At 50.3% G+C, this 23,469-nt stretch carries 22 protein-coding genes and 2 pseudogenes; 10 read left to right on the top strand and 14 right to left on the bottom strand.

What is annotated here, in order from left to right:
- Positions 1 to 5: 5 nt before the first annotated feature.
- The 9 genes from GW591_RS16495 to tssB are packed head-to-tail and all read right to left on the bottom strand — an operon-like array spanning position 6 to position 8,451.
- Positions 6 to 305, bottom strand: coding sequence for a PAAR domain-containing protein (locus GW591_RS16495; protein WP_013578181.1), 300 nt, complete (start codon positions 303 to 305; stop codon positions 6 to 8).
- Positions 305 to 820: a DUF6931 family protein gene (locus tag GW591_RS16490; protein WP_013578180.1), complete on the bottom strand. Its 516-nt coding sequence runs from the start codon at positions 818 to 820 to the stop codon at positions 305 to 307. The genes GW591_RS16495 and GW591_RS16490 overlap by 1 nt, the downstream gene beginning before the upstream one ends.
- A 13-nt stretch (positions 821 to 833) precedes the next feature.
- Positions 834 to 2,747, bottom strand: coding sequence for a type VI secretion system Vgr family protein (locus tag GW591_RS16485; protein WP_166861016.1), 1,914 nt, complete (start codon positions 2,745 to 2,747; stop codon positions 834 to 836).
- A 3-nt stretch (positions 2,748 to 2,750) separates the two neighbouring features.
- The gene (gene tssG / locus GW591_RS16480; protein WP_013578178.1) at positions 2,751 to 3,698 is read right to left on the bottom strand and encodes a type VI secretion system baseplate subunit TssG; all 948 of its coding nucleotides are present in this window, start codon (positions 3,696 to 3,698) and stop codon (positions 2,751 to 2,753) included.
- Positions 3,689 to 5,491 (bottom strand): type VI secretion system baseplate subunit TssF, encoded by a 1,803-nt coding sequence (gene tssF / locus GW591_RS16475; protein WP_013578177.1) that lies wholly within the window; start codon positions 5,489 to 5,491, stop codon positions 3,689 to 3,691. The genes tssG and tssF overlap by 10 nt, the downstream gene beginning before the upstream one ends.
- 12 nt (positions 5,492 to 5,503) lie before the next feature.
- Positions 5,504 to 5,920 carry a GPW/gp25 family protein gene (locus GW591_RS16470; protein ID WP_013578176.1) on the bottom strand — a complete coding sequence of 139 codons (417 nt, stop codon included), beginning with the start codon at positions 5,918 to 5,920 and terminating at the stop codon, positions 5,504 to 5,506.
- A gap of 52 nt (positions 5,921 to 5,972) precedes the next feature.
- Positions 5,973 to 6,464 (bottom strand): Hcp family type VI secretion system effector, encoded by a 492-nt coding sequence (locus GW591_RS16465; RefSeq protein WP_013578175.1) that lies wholly within the window; start codon positions 6,462 to 6,464, stop codon positions 5,973 to 5,975.
- A gap of 29 nt (positions 6,465 to 6,493) precedes the next feature.
- Positions 6,494 to 7,975, bottom strand: a complete 1,482-nt coding sequence (gene tssC, locus GW591_RS16460) for a type VI secretion system contractile sheath large subunit (protein ID WP_013578174.1) — start codon at positions 7,973 to 7,975, stop codon at positions 6,494 to 6,496.
- Positions 7,972 to 8,451, bottom strand: a complete 480-nt coding sequence (gene tssB / locus GW591_RS16455) for a type VI secretion system contractile sheath small subunit (protein ID WP_013578173.1) — start codon at positions 8,449 to 8,451, stop codon at positions 7,972 to 7,974. Before tssB ends, tssC begins: the two co-directional genes overlap by 4 nt.
- A 725-nt stretch (positions 8,452 to 9,176) precedes the next feature.
- Between tssB and mntP the strand changes: the two genes are divergently transcribed.
- Positions 9,177 to 9,752 (top strand): manganese efflux pump MntP, encoded by a 576-nt coding sequence (gene mntP / locus GW591_RS16450; RefSeq protein ID WP_013578172.1) that lies wholly within the window; start codon positions 9,177 to 9,179, stop codon positions 9,750 to 9,752.
- 4 nt (positions 9,753 to 9,756) lie between these two features.
- Here mntP and GW591_RS16445 read toward each other — a convergent pair whose 3' ends face one another.
- Positions 9,757 to 10,728: a LysR family transcriptional regulator gene (locus GW591_RS16445; RefSeq protein ID WP_013578171.1), complete on the bottom strand. Its 972-nt coding sequence runs from the start codon at positions 10,726 to 10,728 to the stop codon at positions 9,757 to 9,759.
- 351 nt (positions 10,729 to 11,079) lie between these two features.
- Between GW591_RS16445 and GW591_RS16440 the strand changes: the two genes are divergently transcribed.
- The 4 genes from GW591_RS16440 (at position 11,080) to GW591_RS16425 (ending at position 14,599) form a co-directional block, all read left to right on the top strand.
- Positions 11,080 to 12,099, top strand: a complete 1,020-nt coding sequence (locus GW591_RS16440) for a glycosyltransferase family 9 protein (protein ID WP_013578170.1) — start codon at positions 11,080 to 11,082, stop codon at positions 12,097 to 12,099.
- A 77-nt stretch (positions 12,100 to 12,176) separates the two neighbouring features.
- Complete coding sequence (locus GW591_RS16435) at positions 12,177 to 13,259, top strand: glycosyltransferase family 9 protein (RefSeq protein WP_166861014.1); 1,083 nt, start codon at positions 12,177 to 12,179, stop codon at positions 13,257 to 13,259.
- Positions 13,246 to 13,602: a DUF1493 family protein gene (locus GW591_RS16430; RefSeq protein ID WP_013578168.1), complete on the top strand. Its 357-nt coding sequence runs from the start codon at positions 13,246 to 13,248 to the stop codon at positions 13,600 to 13,602. Before GW591_RS16435 ends, GW591_RS16430 begins: the two co-directional genes overlap by 14 nt.
- Before the next feature lie 136 nt (positions 13,603 to 13,738).
- Positions 13,739 to 14,599, top strand: coding sequence for an aldo/keto reductase family oxidoreductase (locus GW591_RS16425; protein ID WP_166861012.1), 861 nt, complete (start codon positions 13,739 to 13,741; stop codon positions 14,597 to 14,599).
- An 89-nt stretch (positions 14,600 to 14,688) separates the two neighbouring features.
- On the opposite strand, the gene GW591_RS16420 is transcribed toward GW591_RS16425, so the two are convergent.
- Positions 14,689 to 15,603 carry a LysR family transcriptional regulator gene (locus GW591_RS16420; protein ID WP_166861010.1) on the bottom strand — a complete coding sequence of 305 codons (915 nt, stop codon included), beginning with the start codon at positions 15,601 to 15,603 and terminating at the stop codon, positions 14,689 to 14,691.
- A gap of 118 nt (positions 15,604 to 15,721) precedes the next feature.
- Here GW591_RS16420 and GW591_RS16415 point away from each other — a divergent pair, with 118 nt between their 5' ends.
- Entirely contained in the window at positions 15,722 to 16,168 is a 447-nt protein-coding gene (locus tag GW591_RS16415; protein ID WP_112151407.1) for an ester cyclase, read from the top strand.
- Between the two features lie 46 nt (positions 16,169 to 16,214).
- Here the strand turns inward: GW591_RS16415 and GW591_RS16410 are convergent.
- The 3 genes and pseudogenes from GW591_RS16410 to GW591_RS16400 all read right to left on the bottom strand — a co-directional run.
- Positions 16,215 to 16,502 (bottom strand): annotated as a pseudogene (locus GW591_RS16410) (mechanosensitive ion channel protein MscS); the annotation flags it as partial.
- 49 nt (positions 16,503 to 16,551) lie between these two features.
- Positions 16,552 to 17,091: pseudogene (locus GW591_RS16405) on the bottom strand (IS5 family transposase); the annotation flags it as partial.
- A gap of 142 nt (positions 17,092 to 17,233) precedes the next feature.
- The gene (locus GW591_RS16400) at positions 17,234 to 18,394 is read right to left on the bottom strand and encodes an iron-containing alcohol dehydrogenase (protein ID WP_013578164.1); all 1,161 of its coding nucleotides are present in this window, start codon (positions 18,392 to 18,394) and stop codon (positions 17,234 to 17,236) included.
- A gap of 524 nt (positions 18,395 to 18,918) precedes the next feature.
- Here GW591_RS16400 and cecR point away from each other — a divergent pair.
- Genes cecR through GW591_RS16380 form a run of 4 tightly spaced genes read left to right on the top strand, consistent with a single transcriptional unit; the run spans position 18,919 to position 23,469 of the window.
- On the top strand, positions 18,919 to 19,590 hold the full coding sequence (cecR, locus tag GW591_RS16395; RefSeq protein ID WP_013578163.1) for a transcriptional regulator CecR: 672 nt from the start codon (positions 18,919 to 18,921) through the stop codon (positions 19,588 to 19,590).
- A gap of 13 nt (positions 19,591 to 19,603) precedes the next feature.
- Positions 19,604 to 20,608: a secretion protein HlyD gene (gene hlyD / locus GW591_RS16390; RefSeq protein WP_013578162.1), complete on the top strand. Its 1,005-nt coding sequence runs from the start codon at positions 19,604 to 19,606 to the stop codon at positions 20,606 to 20,608.
- A complete protein-coding gene (locus GW591_RS16385; protein ID WP_112151410.1) occupies positions 20,595 to 22,340 on the top strand; it encodes an ATP-binding cassette domain-containing protein in 1,746 nt (581 codons plus the stop codon). Before hlyD ends, GW591_RS16385 begins: the two co-directional genes overlap by 14 nt.
- Positions 22,333 to 23,469 carry an ABC transporter permease gene (locus GW591_RS16380; protein WP_166861008.1) on the top strand — a complete coding sequence of 379 codons (1,137 nt, stop codon included), beginning with the start codon at positions 22,333 to 22,335 and terminating at the stop codon, positions 23,467 to 23,469. Before GW591_RS16385 ends, GW591_RS16380 begins: the two co-directional genes overlap by 8 nt.

The following is a 23,469-nucleotide window of genomic DNA, read 5'->3' as shown; positions in this document are numbered from 1 at the left end:
ACACTCTATGAAATCAGTACGGTCGGGCAACCCGCAACAATGGTTCCGCCATGCGCTGTGCTGTCGCCCATCCGCGCTGCGGGTTTACCGCCAATCAGCACTTTCGTGCTGCCCATGATGACCGAATCCGGTGGTCCGACGCACACTGCCATCGAGCCCATAGTCGCGGCAGGCATACCTCCGATAAGTACGGTCGGCGTACCGGGAGTGGTCACCGGTCCGCCAACGTGTGGGATCGGGGGTAAGCCGGGTGTCACCATCGGGCAAACATGCATATCGCCAACGCGAGCAGCGGGCTGTCCCATCAGTAACCTCCCCCGGCAGCGTGCCACTCAGAAAGCAATGTCTGTGCTCCCTTAAGTGGCGCGTCTTCCGCCGCGATCGCCACGCTGAGCAATTTCAACGCACAATGGAGCATCAGACGGGACAAATGGGGTTCTGGGTACACCGCATCGAACTCTGCGGGTGTCATGCTGCCTTGCATCCAGAACAGTGACAGGCCGAGCGCGCCAACGGGGGTATCAAACCCGAGCTGTTCTGCCTGCTGGAAAATACGGAAACGCCGGTCATCATCAGGATTTGCCAGCCACTGATGGATTTCACTGGCACATTGCTGCATCGCGGGTTCCTGTGATTCAGGGCGGGCCAGCGCCTTTTGCAGCGTCCATGCCAACAGTTTCTCCTGCACAGAATCAGCCGCCACGCTTGCCAGCGCATCTTCCCAGCGTTCTGCGATCATCAGTTGCGCTGCGTTTTCAGCGCCGTTTTGCAGCGGGTTGTAAGCAGCAAGCGCTTCCGGCGTGAGCAGTTTTTCTTTCATGTTATTCATTTCCTCAGCCAATCATCGTCACGCCGCCCTTGATCTGGGTCATACCACTACCCTGAACAGTGACCATCGCACCTTTAAGTTCTGCCGTGCCCTTCCCTTCAATTTTGATCGTGGTGCCGCTCAGCGTAATGCCGGAAGGAGAAAGAGTAATTTTGCTGCTACCGACTTTTAATTCGATAGACTGGGTCGATTCAATAACGCAGGCTTTGTCCGCTTTGACCGTGCTACCGCCACCACTGATGTTTAGCTGATGGTTACCGCTGGTCAGGCTTTCCTGCAAATTGCCTTTAATATCCAGGGCATAATCGCCCTGTTTGAGCGTCAGGCTTTCATTACCTTTGGTTAACTCGGTCGTGCGGTTCTCACCAATGGTTTCAGTGACGTTTTTGGTAATACGGGTGGTGACGTCGTTTTTCACCGTCAGCAGCAGATCTTTTTGCGAGGTGATGACCAGACGCTCTTCGCCTTTTTTATCGTCGAAGCGCAACTCATGGCCTTCTTCAACATTGCCGTTGAGGGAGCTGCGTGAAACGAATCCGGCGTGATTTTTCTCCTCAGGCAGGCTCAGCGGCGGTTTGTTTTGCCCGTTGTATACCGAGCCGGTCACCAGAGGATAATCAGGGTTGCCATGCACAAAGCTGACCGTAACTTCGCTGTTGACGCGAGGCAGGAACATGGCGCCGAAACGGCCACCCGCCCACGGCTGCGAAACCCGCACCCAGCAGGAACTGCCATCGTCATGTTTGTTTTCGCGATCCCACGGGAACTGAATTTTGATGCGGCCATATTCGTCCGTGTGGACTTCTTCTGATTTTGGCCCGACAACGATGGCGGTCAGAATACCGGCGATTTCAGGTTGTCTGGTGAGGCACGGCGGACGCCAGGAAAGGCTGTCTTTCAACACAGTGAGCGCGTAGCCAAAATCAGGCTGCCCGTCATCAATGTTGCTTGATGCATGCATATGAACCGACTTGATTCGGTAGTTTCCCCGACAGGAAGGATGCCCGCTCAGAAGGAATTTATCGCCACAGCCTAGCCACCACACGCTGGCTTCGGCGTAAAACTGCTGGTTATCGGCCTCAAGCTGTTCCATCTTCAGCCGGGCTTCTGATTGCAGTAATTCGCGTTTTTCATGGCCGTGCGCGTCCACGTAGCTGACACCCGGCACGGAATATTCCGCTTCCACGGCTTTCGATTCGCCCTCCACACTGGCTGCCTGCACAATGTTAAAACCTTTGAGCATCACGGAAGAGGCCGCCAGTGAAGAACTGGCCACCCAGTTCAGGATACCGACGCCATCGCCTCGCCCCTGCAGTGGCATAAAGGGTAACTCCGCCGTTTTGCCAGACTGATGGCTGGACGGATGATCGGCCAGTACCAGCGTGTGTTGCCCGGCATCATGCTGGAAGAAGTAATAGATCCCTTCCTGCTCAAGAAGGCGGCTAATGAAGTCAAAATCGGATTCGCGATACTGAATGCAGTATTCACGCGGCTGATAAGTCGCACGCAGACGCAAATCAATGTGGCTGATGTTCTGCTGGCGCAGCAGCTTGCACACTAAATCCGGTACGGTAATATTCTGGAAAACCGCCAGGTTACGTCCGAGACGCAACAATGCCATGCGCGGTTCCAGCGTACCGGTGAAGGTACTGATGCCATCGACATTATTGTCTTCTTTAATCTGTGTCAGCACACCATGCACGTAGCGCTTTTGGTTGCCACGGCCAATCTCACAGGCCATTTCATGCCCCAGAAAACGCCCCATCTGCGGAGTCATTAACGACGTGCGAAACTGGACCTGATAGCTGAAGGTGTCAGAGAATTGTTCATCGCCCTCGATATACATCAGCGTCAGTGAATCAGCGGCATCGCCAACGAAACGGATAAACCGGTTGTCTTGTCCTGCTACTTTCGACATTTTTTATTTTCCTTCCCGGCAGACGGGTAAACGAATTTTATGCTGGCCTGCTCCCTCGGAGGCCCCGAGACAAATATCCAGCCCGAGTTGTCCGCACCCCAACGAGGTAACGACGTTCGTGGTATTTTCGATCAGCAGATCAATATCAAAATCCAGACCCGGACCAACGTATTCACGCAGATGCGACCACAGATTTTGGTAGTGCTTGCCCTTTGGCAAAAAAAGACCGGCGTTTTTCATCGGCACCGGTCCCAGTGTCACCGTAAAATGTGATTGCCGATCCCAGTACACGCTGCCCAGCATGGGAGCAGCGGCCAGCGTATGTGACGGTTCTCCCAGCCGGCAACACTGGGCCGGGTCCATGACCTGCCATCCGCCGGTAAAAGGCGTGACTTTCGCCGCCACGGAAAAGCGGTGTTTTAACCAGGTTTCAACGTTGAGCATTGAGCGCACTGAATGCGCAAATAAATCAGCAAACTGCTCCTGCTGCAGAGATGGCGCACTGTTTGCCACGCCGGATAACGCACGGATTGCCTGACTCAGCGGCCGTGTTGCACTGAATTCTGCCATGGCGTAATAGTGATATTTCTGCCAGGCGAGATAGCGCAGGCTATGTAGCCGGTGGTTAAAAATGTCCAAAAAAGCTTTGGCAGTTTTGTCCCCATGGCGGTAATAGCGGTCGATCATCCACTCGGTGTATACCGTGGGTAACGCGCCCAGTGCCCCCGTCAGTCCCTGGGCGGCCACTTCAACTTGCCAGCGCTGCTGATCCAGCGGAGTTACCGACGTAATGTCACCTTTCGGCGCATCCAGCGAGAGCGGTGAAATGAAATCAAGTTGCGCTTCGAGCACCTGTTTGCTGTCTTTTCCCTGTGCTCTGGTCAGACTGCGTAACATCAGCCGCACCTGTTGGAAAAAGTTATGCGGACTGAGGATTTTGCTTAGATCCATGATAGCCTTCCTGCCCGCACAGGCCATGTACGTGGAGTTTCACCCGGTGAGTCAATGCAGGTGATTACACGGGTGAAACTGTTGACCGGTGCGTACAACGCCAGGAAACAATCAATAAAGCGACACAGCAGGAAGTACTCAACTTCTTCGGCCGCTTCGCTGGCAAAGGTTATGCGGATCTCCATCCCCCGCGCCATGGAACGGGGATCCAAAGGCGCCAGCCGGGTAACAACCGGGCCAGACTCGACATGCAGGATCAGGTTGATCAAGCGGGTAATGCCCGGATTATCGACAAAGTTGTACAGCGCCAGTGATTCCCTGAGTACACGGGCGCCTTCCGGCCCACTGATCAACATATGGTTGAGCGAAAGCTGAGAAATCAAACGCCAGCGCGTAGCCTGCTTAGCCGGTGGCCTGACCGGCAGCGTCGGGCGTGTCAGCGCAATAATTTTCATGCCCGCAATCGGCAGCTCTGATTCGAAATCGCCTTCAGGAGCGCCGTTGCGCATGGCTGCGGGAATCTCACGATTGGTGCAGGTCAGGTTCATGCTGACAATGTCGCAACCGGGCGCTAACGGGCTTTCTCCCCGGTCAGAAAAAGCGATAAATAACGATGTGGCGACACCGTCATTTTGCATGGTTTCGCGGCGCATACATTGCCAGAACAAACCGGTTTCACCGTCACTGGCGGAATGGTCCAAACCAAACAATGGATAAACAGGCCGGGACTGTGTTTCATTGCCCAGTTTGCGCATCGCCGAAACGCCGTCTACAGACCAGACTTCCATCGCATCCTGGTGACGAATGTCAGGGATAACCGGATATTCCGCCGTTTCGTGATCAGGTGAAATCGGTTCGGCCCGATGGGCGAAAAGATTAACAGCAGGCGTGCAGTTGAGCAGAAACAGGTTTTCGTTCACCGCACCAGCTATTTTCTCCAGCTGGCGCGCTATCATGCAGCGGTTGAATTTCACCACCAGTGAAAGCTCGCTTTGACTGCCCGCCACCATGCCAGCAGGCAACGGCATATCAATAAAATGAAACTTTTGCGGGAAGTAAAAATAGTCCTGCAACAGGCTGTGAGTGGGCGAAACCCGTGAATCACCCGCAAGCAAGCCTTCATTTTCACCGAAGCCTGCGGCACGTATAGTTTGCGGCGACAGCGTATGACTCTGCCCTTGCTGGAAAACTGTCAGTGACTCAACTTCGCTGCACAGCAAGGTATAAAGGATGTTGACGATGCGACTGGCGCCGCTGAGATGCAACCTCAGGGAATCCGCCGCCAGTGTGGCACCGGGCCAGACCGATAATTGTATTTTCAGACTCCAGCTCATGTCATCGGCATCCAGATGCAGGCTGACGTTATGCAGACTGACAGGTTGAAGCGTAACCGGATAAGTGGTGCGAAAACGGCAGACCTGTCCGTTCACCGGACGGGAAAATAATGCTGTTCCGGCGTCAATGCGGTTACTGGCTGTCAGCGCACTGACTTTGATATCTGGCTGCATTTGTACGACGCAAACCGAAGGAAAAGGACGCAAAAATTGCGGAGCCAACACCGTCAGCAATGCATCAGTCACTTCCGGCATATCCTCATCGAGACGTTGCTGAATCTGCGCCGTGACCAGCGCAAAGGACTCAATAATTCGCTCAATATGTGGATCTTCTGACGTACCTTCTGACATCCCTAAGCGTCTGGCGACTTTTGGGAAATGGCGGGCAAACGCCTTCCCCTGCGTTTTGAGGTAAGCGAGTTCATTCTGATAATAAGAAATTAATTTTTTCGCCAACATTATAAACACTCGTTAATCACGCAGAGAAAATTGACTGATGACATCGTCCCACATTAGACGGTAGCGAACTTCACCATTGAATGTTTCAGCATTAATAATGAATGAACAAAGACTTCCCAGTTCTTCACCGGGGGTCACGCAGACGTTTTTCAATCTTGGTTCAAAGCGTTGTAATGCCATTTCAATACGTGATTGCATAATGGCATTGCGCTCAAGACGAGGCGTATCACTGGAAAAAACGTCACTGACTCCATAATTAAGTATCGACTCATTAATCAGTGGAATATTATCAATGCGGTAACTTCGGGGGCGTGAAGACAAAAGCAGCAATATTTCGTCAATGAGTGTGCTGCTTTTGTCTTCTTCCTCAATAAGGTCATTTTGATCTTTTGGGTTATTGTCAGATAATTGCTGTAATAAGCTCTTCATCAATAAGCCTTAATACAGTGCACGCTTACAGCGTGCACTGTTGTTTTAAAAATTACAGCTTAGTGTTCTCAACCAGATTCCAGCCCACAGGACCTTGTTTGCTGGTTTTACCGTCTGGCTCAACCATATTAGTTTCGAATGTCATCTGACCAAATACAAAGCTCAGATTTTCACTCGGAACATCCCCTTCTGAATAAGCGTTGAAGTTGTAGCTGTTCAGTACACAGTTTTTATAGGTCAGCTTGAGTGCTTCAACCAGTTTCTCACCCTGGAACAATGCTTTAACAATAACAATTTGCTTAACATTGCTGCCTTGCGCAACCATATTGGATAACTGAGTAGAGGTAGTATCCATTACTTTTGAAAATGAAATTGCATCAAAGTTGACGCCATCGCTGTTTACCTGACCGCTAGCATTATCAATTTTAGCTGAGCAGTAAACACCGAAATTCATATTCTCAACGGCAATCCAACCTTCATAACCTTTATTACTTACAGTGCCTTTAATACCATCAATTTGCATGAAAAGCGATTCAGTGGCCATTTTATATCCTTATTTTTACGATTAAGTATTTATGCACCCGTCGATGCAGGAAGTTCCGCTACCAGACGCAGCGACATGCTGAGTCCTTCAAGCTGGAAATGCGGTTTTAAATACGCAACGGCGCGATAACTGCCCGGAGAACCTGGTACATCAACAACTTCGACCACAGCCTCACGTAACGGATGGCTTGCTTTAATCGTTGGTCCTACATTATCTGAACCCACAACATATTGGTTGATCCAGTTCTGCAGGAAATTCTGGCATTCAGATTTGGACATGAAGCTGCCCACTTTATCGCGCACGATGGATTTTAGATAATGAGCAAAGCGCGACGTTGTCATAATATATTGCAACTGACTTGACAATTTGGCGTTAGCATTCGCCAGCTCAGAATCGTATTTACGCGGTTTATTGGTCGACTGCACAGCGAAGAACGCCGCGTAATCTGTACCTTTGCAATAAATGAGCGGAATAAAACCAAGCTCAGCTAACTCTTTTTCGCGACGGTCAGAAATTGCCACTTCTGTCGGGCATTGCATGACCTTTTCGCCGGTCTGCGAAATGTAATTGTAGGTCGGCAGTGACTTCACCAAACCGCCGCCTTCAACACCACGGATCGCCGCACACCAGCCGTGTTCCTCAAACGCCTCGACCATACGGCCCGCTAAATCATAAGCCGCGTTGACCCATAAATAGCTGGCTCCTTCATTATTTTCATCAATTTTTTCTTCGAAATTAAACGCGTCTACGGATACAGTTTTTGCACCGTAAGGCAGACGGCCGATAACACGTGGCAGCGTTAAGCCGACATAACGTGAGTCGTCACTCTGACGGAAGGATTTCCAGCGGGCGTAGTCAGAGGTTTCAAACAGTTTGCCCAGATCACGCGGACGCGGCATTTCGGAGAACGATCCCATCGCAAACATGCCAGGGTTCGCAGCACTCAGGAATGGCGCGTGGGCGGCGGCGGCAACATGTGAAATCTGTTCCAGCAGTTGCACATCTTCCGGCATACAGTCGAATTCAAAATCACCCACAAAAGCAGAGTAAGGGTCACCGCCAAAGGTACCGTATTCGCTTTCATAAATGCTTTTGAATAATGAAGACTGATCAAAGTCAGAGGCGGATTTAAAATCACGCAGCAGCTCTTTCTTCGTGCAGTTAAAGACACGCACTTTGGTGTTTTCCGTGACGCTGCTTTGCACCAGTTTGTGCAAACCACGCCAGGAAGATTCCATACGCTGGAATTCAGGTGCCTGAATAATTTTGCTGACTTGAGAAGACAGCAGTTCATCGATGGCGGCAATGCGTGCTTCGATGCTACCCACCAGATCATTGGAAACAATGACCGCACCTGATGCCACTTCCGACAGGAAGTTATCCAACTGGCTTTTTACTTTATTACGATCGGATTCCCGGCGGATGGCCTGAGTATTATCGATAATTTGATCGAGATAATCACCGGACTGCTCAGCTTGAGCTGAAGCATTCATGACCTGGATATCGCTCATTCTACTTCCCCTTTGGCAGGTTCTGCGTCTTTCGCCATACCCTCTAATAATTCAACCAGTTGCTCTTTCAGACGGTCATTGCTCGCAGTTCTGTTGCGCAAATCACTCAGTTGCTCGCGTAATTCAAGAAGTTTGCGCAACGGTTCCACCTGCATCGCCACGTTTTCAGGAGAGAAGTCATCCATAGAGTTGAATTCCAGTGCAATAGCCATCTGGCCTTCTTTTTCTGGCAACGTACTTTCCACCAGCATGTCCACAGCCGGCTTCATTCCTTCCATGACATTATTAAAGTTGTCTTTATCAATGTGCGTAAAACGACGGTCGCGCAGTGGCAAATCATCTTTAGCAAAATTCCCGATAACCCCCATCACCAGAGGTAATTCTTTTTTGGATTCAGCACCGCCAACTTCAACGTCGTACGTAATTTGAACGCGAGGGGGACGCGCTTTGCTCAATTTATATTGTGTATTACTCACGGATAAATCACCATAATGTTTAAAAGAGAGAATTAATATGGCCGTGATAATAAACAGTAATTATAGATTTTCACATATCCGATTGCTTACTAATACATTTACCTTTGCTAAAGTATTTTATTTTTTTCATAAAAAATAACAATATACAGGGTTATTTTAATTATTTGTAAATGAAAAAATAGAATCTATCGAGATTAGATTTTAATATTTATAATAGGGAATGCTTGAATTTTTTATAAAAACAAGAAATACCACGAAATATTAAATGATAATTATTTTTACATTTCATTTTTGACATTCCCCATTCAACTCTTTTTTAAAGAAATAGTATGTGATAGGACCTGCAATGATAATTGTTTTCACGCCATACAAGGGTACGCATAACTTCACAACCTGTACCTGTACCTTCATCATCACATTCAGAATGCGGCGTCACTGGAGATCTTCGGCCTGGTGACGTTCTGTACTGTCCTGAAACAGTAAGATTTTCTGAATAAATCATACTCACTCTACATCGTTATGATGATTGATGTTTTTGATGCTTCTCATCGTAATTTTCATCACTTTGCGGGCATTTTGAACAAATATAGCCCGTGCTAACATTCTTAACCAACACTATAACATACTGAAAATAAAGGTTTTTCTATTTTGTTTTTTGTGGCAGACTGCGCATCTCAATTAATAAATAGCCTTTGGGATTACCGAAGGCCTGACTGGTCCGTTTTATGCAACTTTATACCATCCTCATTCTGGCGTTCGGTATGTCCATGGATGCCTTCGCAGCCGCTATTGGCAAAGGTGCCTCTCTGCACCGGCCACCGCTAAAAGAGGCGTTACGCACAGGGCTTATTTTTGGCGTAATTGAAGCGATTACACCGGTGATCGGATGGGGAATTGGTCTGGCGGCCAGCCAGTTTATTATGAGCTGGGATCACTGGGTGGCATTCACCCTGCTGCTGATCCTTGGTATCCGCATGATTGCGGAAGCCTTCAGGAAAGATAAATTGGAAGAAGATACGCAGGCACCACGTCGTCACGGTTTCTGGGTACTGGTCACTGCAGCTGTCGCGACCAGTCTGGATGCAATGGCTGTGGGCGTCGGTCTGGCCTTTCTTCAGGTGAATATTCTGGTGATGGCGCTGACTATTGGTGCCGCCACCACCATCATGGCGACATCCGGTATGTTGCTTGGCCGGTTTCTCGGTGCCGCGATGGGCAAATGGGCTGAAATTCTGGGTGGTGTGGTGCTGATTGGTATCGGTACATCAATTCTCATCGAGCATCTTGGTCTGCTCGGTTGAGTCTTCATCCAGCGAAGCTATTTTTTATAGTGCCGACTAACAGGCTACTTTTCGATTCCTCAGATAATTTATGTTTGAGATTATCTTCGCGCACAAAATCGATAAACGCCTGTAATGGCGCGGGGATCAGACGCCGGTCATTGTAGTAAAGATATGGCCCGGAAAACGACAGCCACCATGGTTGCAAGATAGCCTCCAGTTTGCCGCTGGCAATGGCAGGCCGCAGCCATTCTTCGAACAGATAGATAATACCCGCACCCGCCACCGCCGTTTCTACCGCCAGATCCACCGCGCCCCCTACACTCACCACCAGCGGGCCGCTGACCTGAACGCTGAGGCTTTCGCCCTCATGTTCGAACTCCCAGTCCGGCATAATCCCGCTGGCATAGCGACCACGCAGGCATCGGTGTTGTATCAGATCCCGCGGATGCGATGGCCGTCCATGCACATTCAGGTAATCAGGGGAGGCCGCCGCCGCATAACGCTGACGGCGCGGTCCGATGGGGATCGCCACCATGTCCTGCTCGAGACGTTCGTCGTAACGAATACCGGCATCGCAGCCATCACGAAATACATCCTGCACGTTACTTTCAGCAATGATTTCCAGCTGGATATCGGGGTAACGCCGGAGAAATTCGGGCACAAGTGCAGGCAAAACCAGCCGGGTTGCGCTGACCGGCACATTCAGCCGCAGTGTACCGCCGGGCGTATTGCGATAACGGTTGAGAGCATCGAGTGCCGCATCCACTTCATTCATGGCCGGGAGCAACCGCTCGAGCAGCGCCCTGCCCGCTTCGGTCAACACCACCGCCCGCGTTGTGCGGTGAAATAAGCGAATGCCCAGTTGTTGTTCGGCCCGGCGCACAGCATCGCTCAGCCGGGATGCATTACTGCCTGTGACGCGTGCCGCTTCACGAAATCCTCCGGCTTTGGCCACTTCTACCACTGCGTGCAACAGCGCGATATCCATCGGCATTGTGCGTCACCCTGTACAGTTACTTCTGATTTAACCGGATAGTTGCACACTCACAACATCGCGACAATCATTTGATTGATCCCGAGTGACACACAGAGAATCGCGGTATTAATTAAACCGAAAGCTCCTCACGAAATACTAACGATCTTTAACACAATCTTTCCTTTACGCTGACGTTATGCGTGGAACTAACTTTTTAGGATTAAGTCTACCTTAGCAGTAAATTTCATTATGTCTTTATGACGGCCCTTTAATAGAACACCCGCATGATGATAATGAAGTTTATATATAATGATAAGAGTCAGGCATAAAGTTACATTCTTGATGACAGTGTATTTAATGAGGAAAGAAATGAAAATATTAATAATCAGACGGGAAAACATTGGTGATCTTATCCTTACAACCCCGCTGATTTCTATGCTGGCGAAAAATCATCACGTCGATGTGCTGGTTAATTCTTACAACAAACAGGTTCTTGAAGGTAATCCCGGCGTCAGTAAAGTTCATCATTATACTAAACTGCATCATGAAGGATCTTACACTCAAAAGATAAAAGCCATTTTACGCCGTGTAGTCACCACTTTGGCTATTCGGAAAGAAGGTTATGATGTAGCTATTGTGGCAGGGAACTGGAATAAAAGACCTTTGCGATGGGCAACATTATCACGGGCCAAACGAATCATCGCGATAGGAAGTGATTCGCCAGACTCTGTCACCGATAAAATACCTTATATGCGGGATGGCATGCATATGGTTGAACAGATGGCTGAACTCGCCAGGCCTTTAAATTGTCACGCCAAACCGGGGAAACTGGCTTTATGGGTGACAAAATCTGAAAAAGAACTGGCAGCTCACAAAATAAAAAACACTTACAATATGCCCTTATATGGTTTGCAGATCAGCGCCCGAAAAGAAAAACAACGCTGGCCCGTTGAGAATTATATCGAAATCGCGCACAGGCTGGCGCGTGACGAACCTTGCAAAATTATTCTTTTCTGGTCGCCAGGTTCAGAAGATAACTTGTGTCATCCCGGGGATGACCAGAAAGCGCAGTACATCATCAACGCCTGCAAAGATATTATTATGGTTCCTTTCGATACCGTAAATATTCGTGAACTTATGGCAGGAATGTCTCTGTGCCACCAGATAATCACCAGCGATGGCGGTGCATTGCACATTGCAGCGGGTGTGGGAAAACCAGTGGTGGCGCTTTTTGGTAACAGCGATCCGCAGGTCTGGGGGCCATGGAAAGTGCCGTGCAGAATCATTGCTGCTGCAGACGAAGAGGTTTCTCATATTTCAACCGATGAAGTTTATAACAATTTCGTTGCACTGAGAGATGAAGTGCTTACTGAAAATACAAAAAAATGAGTAACAGCCTAAAACTCTATTTGTAATTTAATGGAAAAATAGTCCCTATCATCGCGTTGCGGGTAACCTGAACAGAAATGAAAGCCATCAAGATAAAAGTAATAAAGACGATATTGCATATCTATTGTTTTTTAACGAGAAGAAAAAAATATTCGCTGCAAGAGCGTGAAACATCACCGGGTAATATTGTCATTTACTCCACTACCGCGCTGGGGGACTACCTCATGAACACACCGGCAATCATGCATTTAAAGAATAGGTTTCCAGCCAGCAAAATAATACTGGTTACCAGTAAAAAAAATCACAGCCTGGTTGTGCAATATGATTGGTTTGACCATATTTATATATGGGATAATAAAGTTGTCAGAATATTACCTTTGTTATGTAAACTCAGAAAACACAAATCTGATATTTCCGTTATTTTACACGCACACTTTCCTTATGACATATTTTGTGCTGTTTTATCCGGCAGTAAAATTATTTTACGCGACCACTATGGCAGTGAGTCTCCCGAACTTAATCGTTATTTAGATCACTATTCCGGTTACTATGACGGACATACTATCCGGCGCAAATTGAAGCTACTCGAAACACTGGGAGAAAATACTGGCGACACGACAATGCATCTTCCCGTGATCAATACTCTTTTACCGCGTCAGTATTTACGCCAGCGCATTGGATTTCAGTTAGGGGCATCCAATGAGACCCGTCGCTGGCCGGTATGTTTTTTCAGTACACTCGCCTGTATGTTATTAGACAACGATCGGGATCTGGAAATCATTATCACAGGCACAACATCCGAAAAGAATCTGGCGAATGATTTCTTAAAACAATTACCCGCTCACTATCAGAACAATATATGCGTAATGTCTGGTCATACGCAGTTGACAGAATTAGTCACGCTGTTGAAAAGTCTGGATGTTCTTGTTACGGGTGACACCGGGCCGCTACATATCGCAGTGGCCGCTGGCGTAAATACAGTCAGTCTTTTTGCCACAGCCAATCCAGCCTATACCGGTCCGTGTCAGGATCCGGATAAACATATTATTTTGCACCGTCCTGATGGTGAAAAAACAGAACATCCCATGATGGCGATTCTGCCTGTTGAGGTTTACCACGCTGTCAGGGAATTGCTGGGGAGGACATATGACAGTGAATGATGTGCTGGAAGGGAAAATCATTGATTTTCTTGAACAACATAACCACCCCACCGTGTTTGGTTTTTACAATAAGGTCTGCGGGAGTGATTTTTCATTGTTAAAGCTTTCGCTGAGTGAAATACAGACGGATATCCTGATGAACGATTTTTTCATCCAGTTCAAGGTAAAACCTAAAAACTATCGCACATCCAACCATTTCCCCGAAAAAACGGGTGTTCTCGGTTCATTGATTTTTACCCTAAACCGGATGCAGGGAAAAGTGACACCCATAACCGTCAGAGCGCTGCACGATGCGGCTCTTATGGGCGTCTGGCCTGATTATCTTCAGGGCAAAAATCAATAAACAATGTCCTGTGCAGAATTCAGCGCGATAACCTTCGCCATTGTGCGCCAGTCCGTACAGTTTGTCCTGATTTCACCGGATAGTTGCACAACCTGCCCGCGGCTACAATCAGTGAACAATCACACAGGAGAATTCCATGTCACACACCTCAATGACTTACCCCCTCGGCGACAGAGAAGTGGCGCGCTTAGGTTATGGCGCAATGCAATTGGCTGGCCCCGGCGTTTTTGGCCCGATCAGCGATGAAGCACGGGGCATTCAGGTGCTGCGTGATGCCCTGGCATCTGGTGTTAATCACATCGACACCAGCGATTTTTATGGTCCGCATGAAACCAATAAGCTGATCAAAAAAGCCCTGCATCCGTATCCCGATAATCTGTGCATCGTGACAAAAGTCGGCGCACGACGTGATGAAAAAGGCGGCTGGTTACCGGCTTTCAGCCCGCAGGAACTGACGCAGGCGGTGGAAGATAACCTGCGCAATCTCGGGCTGGAGACGCTGGAAGTGGTAAATTTGCGCAGCATGCTCGATGAACGTCAGCCAAAAGAAGGATCACTGGCACCGCAGCTGGAGGCGCTGATTACGCTGAAAGAGCGCGGCCTGATCCGTCATATAGGTCTGAGCAATGTGACTGCAAAACAGGTCGCCGATGCACAGAAACTGACGAAGATCGCCTGCGTTCAGAACATGTATAACCTGGCGAACCGTCACGACGACGCGCTGGTGGATAGCCTGGCTGAACAGGAAATCGCGTATGTGCCGTTCTTCCCGCTGGGCGGTTTTTCGCCGTTGCAGTCAACGCAGCTTGATGAAGTAGCGGCACAATTGCAGGCGACGCCGATGCAGGTCGCGCTGGCCTGGCTGCTCAAACGCTCGCCGAATATCTTGTTGATCCCCGGCACGTCATCGCCGCAGCATCTACAGGAAAATCTGGCCAGTGCGAAGGTGATTTTGTCCGATGAAGTGATGGAAAAACTGAACGGAATTGCGGGTTAGCTCTCACACATCCCCCGGCACATCATGCGGGGGAATGGTTTCCCCGGTGGCTGAATCTTCGCCCCGTGGTATTAACGGAGTCTGGTCACTCACAGCAATTCATGGGCCTGCGCGCAGATCAGTTGTCTCAGCCATTTCTGCGCATTGCTGTCATCAGAACGCCGGTGCCACAACAGATAAAACGGGATCTCCGGCAATGCCACCGGCGGCAGGGTCATCACGATATTGGGGTGTTTCTCGCTCACTACCACGCTGCGTTTGAGCACCGTCGCGACATACCCCGTCTGCTGCACCACACCGGCAACGCCAGCCATGGTCGGCAACGTCAGACGAAGTTCACGAGCCAGCCCCATCTCCCTGAGTTGTTCATCGACCAGACCATAATGATTTCCTTCCGGCGAGACCAGAATATGGCTCATCCCGAGATAGGTTTCTAACGTCATGCCGTTGCGTGCCGCATCACTGTCGCGGCGGATAAGCGTGACAAATTCATCACTGAACAAGGGCTGCGATAAGATGCGGTTTTCCGGCCGGGTCGGGGGAATACCGATCACCACATCAACCTCACCGGCATCCAGCATCGACACGGACACATCGCGGTCGGTGAATGTCCTCACATGCAGTGTCACTCCGGGCGCCTGTTCGCTGATCGCCCGCATAATGCCGGGCAGTAACACCATCAGCGGATATTCGGACGTGCCAAGCGTAAAAGACATTTTTCTGTTTTCCGGCGCAAAATTGTCGTCCGGAGCCAGCAGATGACTCAGTTCGTTAAGTGCTTTTGACACATGCAAACCGATCTCTTTTGCCCTGGCGGTAGGCAGCAAACCGGAAGCACTGCGGATAAACAGCGGATCCGCAAAATGCGTTCGCAGGCGCGACAATGCCGCGCTCATCGCGGGCTGACTGACCACCGCTTTGCTGGCGGCACGGGTCACATTCCGCTCTTCCATCAGCGCATCAAATGCGACCAGCAGATTCAAATCGAGACCCTTAAAATCCATAAAACGTATATTCCTCTATATGCTTTTCTTATTTCAATTATTACTGATATGAATGTGATACTCGCTGCGTGCACCACATTAACCCTATAAAAATGCAATCAGCCAGAGGAATTTAACGATGTCAGACAACAATAGCGAGATGGCAAATCGTCTTATCGCGGAGCGTAAAGCCGTTGAAAAAATCTATCAGGCTTTTAGCCTGCATGATCCGGACTTAATGGATGAGGCAGTCACGCAGGACTGGAAAGATATTCCCCTCGCGCCAGGTCAGGCATCCGGCCCCGAAGGGTTGAAACCGATCATCCGGGGGTTCATTGAGGCTTTTCCGGATGTGAAGATCACCATCCACGACCTTCTTCAGACCCCGGGGAAGATTGCCGTGCGCGCAGAAATTACCGGTACCCATCACGGCAACTTTATGGGCATCGAACCGACCGGCAAATTTGTCAGCATCCGGCTGCATGAATTTCATGAGCTGAATGGCGAACGCGTCACCACCACCTGGCATCTGGAAGACTGGTTTGGCGCGTTCATGCAACTCGGTCAGTTCCCGCCGCAGGGTTAACAACCGGACAACAATTAAAGGCAAGCGCTGACCCGTCTGATAGATTTCATTTCGGATTGTCTGGCGGTGAGGCGGGTGCGGCGAACCAGTTATCCTGAGTTACCATGACCGCCGTTTCCGGCTGATTCACAAAATTCGGCGACATGATCTGCACATTAAATTCGTTGAATACGTCCTGAATGTGACTGTGCAATTCGCTTCTCACTGTGGCAAGAGATTCGCCCAGCTGGAGATGCACCTGCAGTTCATAAGCGATGTACCAGTCCATCAGGCTGAGCTGGCGCACCAGCGGCTTCTGCTGAAGATCAATACCTCGCGTGCGACTGGCGGCCACGACAGCCCGCAGGCAGCCGGATTGTATCTTTATGAAATTGGCACAGAAGATGCCGGGCTGACCGAATACCCCCTACCTTACGCTGAACTCCAATACCGTCCAGAAGACGTTGCGCAAACTGGCTTTCATGAGCCTGTCCGGGACTCAGCACGATGTTTAGCGGGAGACCGCTTGCGCCTGTCACCCGATGGATTTTGATGCCAAAACCACCGTGAGAGCGACCCAGCCCATTATCTCCGGTTATATAGGGATGTTTTTTTGAGCGCCGGCAGCACATTTCAGCGCCCGGATATTACTGCCATCCATCGCTGTGGCAGACCAGTCAACAAGGCCATAAAGCAACCTGTTGAAAATAAGGTTAATCACTGCCGATTTTGACCATTGGTTAAAGCGGATAAACGGTTTTCCACGGCCCCTATCGTTTAGATAAATCGCGCCATAGGGCACCTGAACACAACACCCAGAACATGCCGTTGATGATCATGCGGTGCTGTGCCCATGGCCGTCCGCCCCGTGGCGTAGCAGGCTCAAGAGGCAACAAGGACTGGATGATGGTCCATGCTTCGCCGGGAAGGTCGTAGCGAGGCATAGTTTACTATGTCTTGAAAACAGATAGTTACTATAGCCCGGATGATTAAGGGACACAGCTTAGCTGCAGGTCACCTGCAGCCAGGCCTTAATTCATTTACGGTGAAGGTTTTTCAGGCCCATCGTCGCGCAGTTATCTAACGTTACTCTTCGCCTTCATAAGCCTGACGATAGAGTTCAATGACCTGCTCTTTAGTCGCTTTGCGCGGGTTCGTTAACTGGCAGACATCTTTTTTCGCATTCTCGGCCATGATGGCAAAATCTTCAGGTTTGACGCCCAGGCTTTTCAGATCGCGAGGAATGCCAACCTGCCTGCTCAGGCGGCGGATGGCGTTAATGGCTTTAACCGCAGCCTCATCGGTAGAGAGCCCGGCCACGTTTTCCCCCATGGCCTCTGCAATATCGCGGAAGCGATTAAGGTTGCCAATCAAGTTAAAGTACTCAACATAAGGCAGCAGAATGGCATTACATACCCCATGGGGAAGGTTATAGAACCCGCCCAACTGATGCGCCATCGCATGGACATAGCCCAGAGAAGCGTTGTTAAAGGCAATCCCGGCGAGGTACTGCGCGTAGGCCATATTATCCCTTGCCTTCATATATTCGCCGTTTGCCACAGCTTTGGGAAGGTACTGGGTGATCATCCTGATCGCTTGCAGCGCGGCGGCATCAGTCAGCGGGTTCGCCATGGTAGACACGTACGCTTCGATGGCGTGAGTTAACGCATCCATGCCGGTCGCGGCGGTCAGTGAAGGTGGCATCCCGACCATGAGTTCCGGGTCGTTAATCGAGATTTGAGGCGTCACGCGCCAGTCAACAATCGCCATTTTAACTTTACGTGCTGTATCAGTGATGATGCAGAAACGGGTAATTTCTGAAGCGGTACCTGCGGTGGTGTTGATTGCCATTAATGGGATCATATCGTTGCTGGATTTATCAATACCCTCAAAGTCGTGAATATTTCCTCCATTGGCTGCGACTAATCCAATACCTTTCGCACAGTCATGGGAGGAACCGCCACCGAGTGAAACAATACCATTGCAGCCATGTTCCCGGTAAAAACTAATCCCCGCCTCTACGTTTTTATCTGTGGGGTTAGGTTCCGCGCCACCAAATATACGCGCTTCAATACCGGCTTCTTCATAAATTTTAGCGACTTTGTCCGCCATGCCACTTTTTGCCAGGAAAGCGTCCGTGACAATCATGATTTTTTTTACATCTAACGTTTTTGCCAGCGTACCGGCTTCCTGAACACTGCCTTCGCCAAATACATTTCGTGTTGGCAGAAAATAATATGTCGACATTGAGCTTCCCCTGTTCATAAATGTGATTGTTAATGTGTCCATGACTGCTTTTGAGCGGTAGACAAAATGCATCAAGCGCGGAGCGGGTGATGCGAACAAAAGCGCGGACCGAACATATCCACGACAATGGTAAGGGATTACTGGTAAAGAACAGAGAACAACCTCACAAAAGGAAGGGTCTTTATAACAAAAAGAATTATCTTTTTTCACATTGCATGTCTGGTTGGTCGTTGACCTGGTCGATTCAGGTTACCGCTGGAGATTTCACGCCGGCCAATACACAAATGTTGTTGCAAATCTTGCGACGTCTGCGGCAGAGGGAAGCGGCGAAAATAATCGGGTGAGCCATACACGGCGGCGATGAAGGGGCCTGTCTCCGATCTTCGTACGAATACATAAACAATTTCCTGACAGTCCAATAAATCGTCCGCACCACCTCGCAGGATACAAACACATCGCTGGACAGCCTATTTGTTTCGGCCTATTTTTAATCAATCGATTGATTAACTCTTTTATGAGGCAATATGCCGACCTCTCAACCTCCCATAACTTCTCGTGGCGAACAGGCTAAAAATAGCCTTATTAAAGCTGCCATCGCTCAGTTTGGTGAATATGGCTTGCAGGCGACCACCCGTGATATCGCGGCTCTTGCCGGGCAAAATATTGCGGCTATCACCTATTATTTCGGCTCAAAAGAAGAGCTGTATATTGCTTCTGCTGGGTGGATTGCTGATTTTATCAACGACAACTTTCTTGAGCACATGCAGTGCGCCGAAGAGGTTATGAGTCAGTCGCCATCAGACAAAGCGCAAATCCGCCAGCTAATTCATACGGCATGTGAGCAAATGATAAGGCTGCTCACCTCCGATGAAACTCTGAATCTCAGCAAATTTATCTCTCGCGAACAGCTTTCGCCAACCCCCGCTTATCAGCTCATCCACGATCGTGTGATAGCACCGATGCACAGCCACCTGACTTCCCTTGTGGGCCGTTACACTGGACGTGATCCCCTGGATACCGAAACCATTTTGCATACTCACGCTTTGCTCGGACAGATTCTGGCCTTCCGACTGGGGCGGGAAACTATTTTACTACGCACCGGTTGGACAAACTTTGATAAGGCCAACCGGCAGCAAATCAGTAGCGTTGTGTTAACCCACGTCGATTTCATCCTGCTGGGATTGTCTGTTAATTAAGGAAGATCGTGCCATGAAAAATAAAAAGCCCATGGTTGTGCTCGTTGTTATTGCGTTGCTGGTCAGCTGTTTTGGCGGCTGGATGTGGTATCAAAGCGAGCAGGAAAAGCCATTAACGCTCTACGGGAATGTGGATATTCGCACAGTGAACATGAGCTTTCGCGTCGGTGGTCGCCTCGCTACGTTGCAGGTCGATGAAGGCGATTCAATCAAGGCTGGGGAAACGCTCGGGGAACTGGACAAAGGCCCGTATCAAAACGCCTTGCAACAGGCGGAAGCAAACGTTGCAGCGACACAAGCGAAATTTGATTTGATTATTGCCGGCTACCGTGACGAAGAAATTGCCCAGGTGGCCGCGCAGGTGAATCAGGCGCAGGCTGCCTATGACTATGCCCAGAATTTTTACCAGCGCCAACAAGGGCTGTGGGCCAGACGCATGATTGCTGCAAATGAGCTGGAAAATTCCCGTTCATCAAGCGATCAGGCAAAAGCTACACTGAAAGCCGCGCGCGATAAGCTCAGTCAGTACCACAACGGTAACCGCCCGCAAGAGATTGCCCAGGCACAGGCCAGTCTGCAACAGGCTAAAGCACAGCTCTCCCAGGCGCAGCTGGATTTACAGGACACCACGCTTACCGCCCCATCCGCCGGCACATTGCTTACTCGCGCTGTTGAACCAGGGAGCATGCTCAGCGCGGGTAGCACGGTATTAACGCTTTCCCTTACACGCCCGGTGTGGGTACGTGCTTATGTGAATGAAGTGAGTCTTTACAATGTACAGCCGGGTACGGAAGTGCAGATTTATACCGACGGGCGTCCCGAAAAGCCCTATCACGGCAAAATTGGCTTTGTTTCTCCTACCGCGGAGTTCACCCCTAAAACGGTTGAGACGCCCGATCTGCGCACCGATTTGGTCTATCGCCTGCGCATTATCGTGACCGATGCCGACGATTCGCTGCGTCAGGGTATGCCGGTCACCGTAAGTTTTAACAATGGTGCCCAGCATGACCCGCTATGACAGCGGCATCATCCGCTTGCAGGGGCTGATGAAAAACTTCCCTGAACTGGGTAAACCCGCGGTAGCAAGCCTTGAATGTGAAATCCACCCGGGGGAAGTCACCGGGTTGGTGGGGCCTGACGGCGCAGGGAAAACCACGCTAATGCGTATGCTGGCAGGCTTGATGAAACCTAGCGGGGGAAGTGCACAGGTCATAGGCCTCGACCCAATCAAAGATGGCAGTGCCCTACACGCCGTAGTAGGGTACATGCCGCAAAAATTCGGGCTGTATGAAGATCTGACGGTAATGGAAAATCTCACTCTGTACGCAGACCTGCGTGGAGTGACGGCCGAGGAACGTAAAAAAACATTTGCGCGGCTGCTAGAATTTACTTCCCTCGGTCCCTTTACCTCGCGCCTCGCCGGCAAACTTTCCGGCGGTATGAAGCAGAAGCTAGGCCTCGCCTGTACACTGGTCGGCCAACCTAAGGTTCTGCTGCTCGATGAGCCCGGCGTCGGCGTAGACCCCATTTCGCGACGCGAGCTGTGGCAGATGGTGCACGAACTGGCAGGTGAAGGGATGCTGATCCTATGGAGTACTTCGTACCTTGACGAAGCCGAACAGTGCCGCGAGGTGCTACTGCTAAACGAAGGCGAGCTGCTGTATCACGGAGCGCCAAAAGAGCTGACGCAGAAAATGGCCGGGCGTTCGCTGCTGGTGAGTCATGGGGGAGAAAACAACCGCAAGCTACTTCAGCGGGCGCTGAAATTGCCGCAGGTGAGCGACGGTGTGATCCAGGGGCGTTCCGTACGTCTGATACTGGCAAAAGACGCCACTATAGAAGAGCTGGCACAAGCATTGGATCTGTCTCTGGAGCAAATAACGCGTACCGTCCCGCGTTTTGAAGATGCGTTTATCGAACTGCTGGGGGGCACCGGCACGAAGGAATCACCGCTAGGAAAAATACTGCATACGGTGGAAGGCAGTTCCGAAGAAACGGTGATTGAAGCCAAACAGCTCACAAAGAAATTTGGTGATTTCACAGCGACTGACCAGGTCAATTTTACCGTACAGCGCGGCGAGATATTCGGGCTGCTTGGGCCGAACGGCGCGGGTAAATCCACGACGTTTAAAATGATGTGCGGGCTGCTAGTGCCGACCTCTGGCAAGGCGCTGGTGTTGGATATGGATCTGAAAACCAGCTCCGGTAAGGCCCGTCAGCATCTGGGATATATGGCACAGAAGTTTTCGTTGTACGGCAACCTGACGGTTGCACAAAATCTGCGTTTCTTCTCAGGTGTGTACGGGCTGCACGGCAAGGCGCAGGACGACAAAATTTCCCGTATGAGTGAAGCGTTTAACCTCCAGCCGATATTTAACAGCCCGACAGATTCCCTGCCACTCGGCTTCAAGCAGCGCCTGGCGTTGGCCTGCTCACTGATGCATGAGCCGGATATTCTGTTCCTTGATGAACCCACGTCTGGTGTTGACCCGATTACACGGCGCGAATTTTGGATGCACATCAACGACATGGTTGAAAAAGGCGTAACCGTGATGGTCACCACACACTTTATGGACGAGGCGGAATATTGCGACCGTATCGGGCTGGTATATCGTGGCAAGCTTATCGCCAGCGGCACGCCGGACGATCTCAAACAGCAGGCGGCAGACGACGAGCAGGTCGACCCAACCATGGAACAGGCATTTATCACGCTGATAAACAAGTGGGATAAGGAGCACACGCATGAGTGAGCATAAAATAGTCTCATGGAGGCGAGTACGCGCCCTCTGCGTGAAGGAAACGCGCCAGATTGCGCGTGACCCGAGCAGTTGGTTGATTGCTGTGGTGATCCCCCTGCTGCTGCTTTTTATTTTCGGCTTTGGCATCAACCTGGATTCAAGCCGCCTGCACGTGGGGATTCTGCTGGAACAGCAAAGCGAAGAAGCGCTGAGTTTCGCTCATACCATCAGCGCTTCGCCCTACATTCAGCCGACCATCAGCGATAACCGCCAAGAACTGATTCAGCTCATGCAGGCGGGAAAAATCCGCGGCATAGTGGTTATCCCTACAGACTTTGCGCAGAACATGGCGCGCGCCGGGGCTACAGCGCCGGTTCAGGTGATTACCGACGGCAGCGAACCGAACACCGCAAACTTTGTGCAGGGCTATGTCGAAGGGATCTGGCAGGTATGGCAACAGCAGCGCTCGAAGAGCCGGGGTGAAAGCGTCGAGCCACTGATTGACGTGCAACTGCGTTACTGGTTTAACCCTGCTGCTATCAGTCAGCATTTCATTATTCCGGGGGCGATAACCATCATTATGACGGTTATCGGTGCCATTCTGACATCGCTGGTCGTGGCGCGTGAGTGGGAACGAGGCACTATGGAAGCCCTGCTTTCAACGCAGATAACGCGTACCGAGTTGTTGCTGTGCAAGTTGCTCCCCTACTATGTGCTCGGCATGCTGGCAATGCTACTGTGTATGGTGGTTTCGGTATTTATTCTCGGCGTACCCTATCGCGGTTCGCTGCTACTGTTATTTTTGATTACCAGTCTGTTTTTGCTCAGTACGCTTGGTATGGGTCTGCTGATTTCGACTATCACTCGCAACCAGTTTAACGCCGCTCAAGTGGCGCTGAACGCTGCATTTTTACCTTCCATCATGCTCTCGGGCTTTATCTTCCAGATCGACAGCATGCCCGTGATTATCCGCGCAGTGACTTATATCATACCGGCGCGCTACTTCGTGAATACCCTGCAAACCCTGTTTCTCGCGGGAAATATCTCCACGGTGCTGATAGTTAACGTACTGTGTCTCATTGTCTCGGCGGTGATGTTTATCGGCCTGACGGCGTTGAAGACCAAACGTCGTCTGGATTAA

Source organism: Rahnella aceris, assembly GCF_011684115.1.
Classification (GTDB): Bacteria; Pseudomonadota; Gammaproteobacteria; order Enterobacterales; family Enterobacteriaceae; genus Rahnella; species Rahnella aceris.
This window is presented reverse-complemented; position numbering and strand designations above follow the sequence as displayed.